Below are 5,194 nucleotides of genomic sequence, written 5' to 3' on the forward strand. Positions count from 1 at the left end.
GGGGTCTCCCCCTCCCCGCACAAGCCGGACCTGGGCATAATGGAAAAGAGCAGGAGAGCCTCCCTGTCGTCAATCCGGGGATGTCTTCGTGGAAGATTAAGGTGAAACGCTAGAGTTTTGTATCCAATACTCCACCCACACTTGTTGTCTCACGCGGAAGTTTGCGAAGACCGCGTCGCGCCCCCCTTCGCGCTCTTCGCGGCTTCGTGAGAGGTGGCGATCACTCCCACGCACCAGAACCCAGAAGATAACGTGAAATGATCCGCTACTCCCGCCCCTTCCCCCGCATCCGCTCGATGCGCTCCGCCACCCGCCGTCGTGCCTCCTCCGTCGCCGCGACATCCCGGCGGATCACGACCTCAAGGATGTCGCCCTCACGGGCGCCCTGGGGGAGGAGAGCGCGGGGGAGGGTGAAGCGGACCGACTCATCCTCGCGGAGGAGGAGAACGGCCAGCCCCTCCTCAACCCGGTCAAGGCTGGCCCGAAAAGCCGTCTCATCCTGCATCCTCACCGCTCCAGGGTGCTTGCGACCCTGCCGTCAGGGTCGGAGAGCGTAGCAATGTCGCCATCGTTGTTCCAGACAGGGACTCCACGGCCCCAGTAGAGGTCGGTCGCCGTATCGTTGCCCGCGCCGGAGTGGAGGGTCACATTGGTCCCTGGTACGAGGGTGAAGACCGGGAAGGTGTAGGTGTTCCGCATCCCCTCGTCGGTGATTGTCCAGCCAGTGAGGTTGACCGCCGTCGCTTCGGCGCTCGCGATGGTCACCTCTTCATCCTGGAGGTCCAGGTCGGCGATGTACACGCCTGAGGAAGGGGCGACGGTCGCTGTTGGAGTTATCACCGGAGTCGCTGTCGGGGTCGCTGCCCGGGGCGTCAGGGTGACGGACGGCTCGCTGCCGGTTGTAACGGCAAGCGCTCTTCCATTGGTGGCGACAACAACGGTCCCGTCACGGTCGGTCCGGTAGATGCGCGAGCCGGTCGCCTCGAGGCGTTCGAGCGCTTCATCGTGGGGGTGGCCGTAGTCGTTCCCTTCGCCGACAGTGATGACGCTGATTGCAGGGCTGACCGCGGCCAGGAATTCAGCCGATGATGCGTGCCGGCTCGCGTGGTGGCCGACCTTCAGGACGTCGGCGTCGAGGTCGAGCCCGGCCTTTGCCATACTCTCCTCCGCCGGCTTCCCGGCATCGCTCATAAGGAGGTAGGAGACGCCCCCGTAGGTCACCTTCAGGACGACAGAGTCCTCGTTTATGTCACCAAGCGGCTGCAGGCCCGGGTTTTCGACCATGACTTCAAGGTCCGGGTCAAGGGCGATCGTCTGCCCTCGCTCCGCCACCGTATACGGTATCCCCAGTTCCTCGACCTGGGCGAGCAGTTTCTCGTAGGTCGCCGTGGGGTGAGGTTGCCCGGCATCGACGAACCGACCGACCGGGAAGGCTGAGATGACGTCGCGGAGGCCGCCGATGTGATCAGAGTGCGCGTGGGTTGCCACCACCACGTCAAGGCGTTCGATCTGCCGATCCTGGAGATACGCGACGACGCGCTCTCCCATCTCGCGCTCACCGGCGTCGACGAGCATGGTCGTATCGCGGAACTCTATCAGGATTGAGTCGCCCTGCCCGACGTCGATGAAGTGGACGGCAAGGTCTGCACCGGGAAGACCGGAGATGATCTCCGGCTGCCCGCCGGGGGCAGAACAGCCCGCGGCTATAATGCAGGCAGTGAGTGCCAGGGAGAAGATCAGGTATCTAAGAGGTATGGACGACATAATCTATCTACAGGTATCATACGCCCGGCTATAAGTGCGCTGAGGTCGGGCGAGAGACTACATCTTCCGGGCACGGAGCACGGTGAGCCGGACCCCTGCCGCCCCCTCCATCCAGCCGAGGTCAAACGTCCTCTCTTCCCCGTGGACCCGGCAGAACTCCTGAAGGTCGAGCATATGCCGAAGCCCTGCCGCCGCCTTCTCGTTCTGCACGAGGTCGAGCGGCGGCTCCAGCAGCGGCCGGGGCAGAAAGACCATGCATTTCGCCCGGCTCCGGGTCAGCGATACGTTCAGGCGGTTCCTGCTGTAGATGAACTCAGCCTCTCCAAGCGCAGTCTCGACGTCGCTCACGCCATAACTGACGATGACCGCCTCCGCCTCCTGCCCCTGCATCTTATCGACCGTATCCACAAACGGCGGGTACTCCCAGGCCCGCACCCCGGCCAGGTGGGTCCGGATGGCGCCGATCTGGGCATGGTGCGGGCTGACGATGAAGAGGCCGTGCCGCCAGAAGAGATAGTCCCCCTCCTCTGTCGCCGGGTACGGCTCCCCCGAGCCGGGGTCTGTGAGCCTCTCCCGGAGCGCCCGGGTAAGCCGGGCGACCAGCGCCGCCTCGACGGAGTTTTCGACCGTCGTCCGGACGTTCTCGAGCACGCAGAGCACGAGCGGGTATGCCGGGTCGAGGATCCACCCGACACACTCCTCCTCTCCCGGCGACCCACAGGATGTGGGCGGGGCAAGGACGACCCGCTGCCTCCCGATCACGTCGGTCGCGGGAGCGTAACCGGTGCCGTACAGCGTCTCTGCCGCGAACCGTGAGAGGGTGCGGTTCATCCGCCAGTTCTCCCCGAGCTGGCAGGTGTAGATGGAGTAATCGGGATCGTCACGGTGCCGGAGGTAGGCAAAGATGGAGTCCTCAAGCCCGGGGAGACCGTCGTCCGGCACCGGGTAGTCACCCTGGATGACCGGGGGGAGCTGCAGGTCATCTCCCGCAAGGATGAGCCGTCCTCCGTCGGCGAGCACCGGGATCACCATCGCCAGTTCAGCCGGCCTCATCTGCGATGCTTCGTCGATGACCAGTACATCAAGGGACGGGAGGACCTTATCGAGCCTGCCGAAACTATGCACCGTCCCGCCGAGGAGGAGGGACGGGTAGCCGATGACGGTATCGGCCCGGTCATGAGGCAGGACTTCAAGACTTCGTTTGCCGCCGGGTGTCCGGAGACTCCTCAGTTTATAGATCGGGAGGGCTGCCGTGAGGCCGAACTCGTCGACCGAGTCCTGCACCTTGACGAGCAGGTTCTCGATGGCGGCGTGGGTGAACGCCGCAACGCCTACCCTGATCTGCTCTCCGTGCGCCCTCCTGGCTTTGACAAGGGAGAGGAGGGCTGTTGCAAGGAAGTGTGTCTTCCCGGTGCCCGGCGGCCCCCAGACCAGGGTTAAGCGGTTCGTCAGCACCTGGCGGAACGCCCGGGCCTGGCTCGGGGTGAACCCGCCGGTGCCGAGGGCGAGGTCTTCCGCATCCTGAACGACCTTCTCCGGCTCGGGAATCGGGGCGGCGAACCCCCCCGGATCCCGGAGGAGCCTGATGAACGCGTTCCCGGGCTGCCCGTCCAGGGTGAGGAGGCGGTCGACATAGCGCGGCGCGGTAAAATCAGTGAACCGGGGGTGCAGCACCGCAAGATCACCCTCGGCGAAGGGCGGGAATCCCCGGCCATAGGCCACCTCAAGGACAAGACCCCTGACCTGCCCGGCGCTCCGGTCGACGATCTCATCATGGACCCTTGCAAAGCAGACCCCGCTCTTCCCGGGGTTCGGGCTGTCCCGGTAGCGGAGGTCGTCAAACGCCAGCTGGGCCTCCTCCCCCGCATCGCCGTCAGGGACGAGGAGGTAACCAAACGCCTTCGACTGCTCGAAGAGTGAGAGGTCAAGGGGGGCGAGCACCTTCCAGAAGTTCCCCTCGCTCTTCCGGATGGGGATACTGATGCTGTCCCGGACCCGTAATGCCCACGGCCTGCCCCGGAGTTCCTGCACCCGCCGGGCACCTATCGTCGACTCGTACTCCGTGATGAAGAGGAGACGCGATATCTCCGGCATAGCGGCGTCCCACGGGCGCGGGAACCGGAAGTTCTCAGGCCACCGCACGAGACCGGCCTTCACCCGTTCCCGGAGGCCGTCAAGGACGCTGCCCGCCGCAAGCAGCCGCCGGGATATCTCCTGCCTGACCCAGTCTGCAGCCTCCGGTCGCTTCCCGCCCCATGCCATGATGATGGCGTCGCTCCTGAGCGCGTTGCTCTGCTCGTACCAGAAGAGGTCGCCCGGGTCAAGCTGATACGCAAACCGGGAAGAGGGGATGGTCGCCAGGACCTCAGGCAGGCGGAGGGCGAAGGGGACGGGGAGTGCCAGCAGTCGCCGTATCTCCCGGGTAAGAACGATGAGCGGGAACGGGACCGGTGTTGCCGGGTGGCTGGACCCCTGGGCGACGCCGGGGTCCTGGTAGTAGAACCGCAGCCGTAAGGCGTCCTCCGCAGTCGCGGGGTCTTCAAGCGCCTCCTCGAGCAGCCGGATGAAGAGGGCCTCTTCGTAGGTATCGTAGACATAGGTCTGGACCGATTTCCGGCTCCCCCAGTCCCGGCTCTGGTTGTAGTCGTGGACGGCCGCAAGTTCGGCGGCGAGCGCCCTGACAAACTCGCGTCGCACCCGGGCGCAGTCGTCGGGGTTCTCGGCGACATAGACGGCTTCGCGAGAAGGCGTCCCATAGACTGCTTCGCCCTTGAACCGGCGCAGCCCCAGTGCGTATATCCGGTCAGAGACCGGGTCTTTCTGGAGCGTGAGAACGATCCCAATATCTTCGTAGATGGGGAGAGCAAGCGATCTTCCGGCGTTGCGGATGACCTCTCCGGTCTGCAGCGCCCTGACGGTCGCCCGCAGGCGGTCGCCCTGGCCGGCAAGCGACCCGCAGTTGTTCAGGTATTCGTCGCTCTCCGGGATCTCGAGGAACCTCGTAAGGTCGGAGAGGGTGTTGATGGAGTGTCCCGGATTCCAGGGCGCCTCCCTGAGGTAACGCCGCCCGGCGGGCGAGAGGCCCGGGATCTGCGAGACCGAGGCGGAGGTTTCCGCTTCCTCGCGGCAGTGAGGGTAAAACTCACAGGACTCGCACCGCGAAGTTATGTGCCAGGGCACATCCTCAAGCGGGCAGGCAAGGATGCCCCGGAGACGGTGCCGGAAGAAGTCCTCAAGCACCCGTATGTTTAAGTGCAGGTCGAAGGGTTCAGGTTCGTCCTCCCCGTAGAGCCAGATCCCAGCCCGGTCCATGTCGACCGGGCGGTCGATCCCGAGCAGATCCAGGGCGTGATCGAGGATCATGGCATAGAGGGTTGCCTGGATACGGTGGCTGACGCTGAGGTCCTCGCTCGCCTTGATGTCGATGACC

At 64.9% G+C, this 5,194-nt stretch carries 3 protein-coding genes; all 3 read right to left on the reverse strand.

All coding sequences use genetic code 11. The features are described 5' to 3' along the window. Positions 1–265 precede the first annotated feature (265 nt). A complete protein-coding gene (locus tag BP858_RS08560; protein ID WP_062262345.1) occupies positions 266–505 on the reverse strand; it encodes a DUF3006 domain-containing protein in 240 nt (79 codons plus the stop codon). A gap of 2 nt (positions 506–507) precedes the next feature. Continuing rightward, positions 508–1,764 (reverse strand): MBL fold metallo-hydrolase, encoded by a 1,257-nt coding sequence (locus tag BP858_RS08565; RefSeq protein ID WP_074175166.1) that lies wholly within the window; start codon positions 1,762–1,764, stop codon positions 508–510. A gap of 57 nt (positions 1,765–1,821) precedes the next feature. Next, positions 1,822–5,194 (reverse strand): bifunctional RecB family nuclease/DEAD/DEAH box helicase (locus BP858_RS08570; RefSeq protein ID WP_286879295.1); only part of this gene is annotated, 3,373 nt, incomplete at its 5' end.

Origin of the sequence: Methanoculleus sp. UBA413 (assembly GCF_002502935.1) — an archaeon.
Taxonomy (GTDB): domain Archaea; phylum Halobacteriota; class Methanomicrobia; order Methanomicrobiales; family Methanoculleaceae; genus Methanoculleus; species Methanoculleus bourgensis.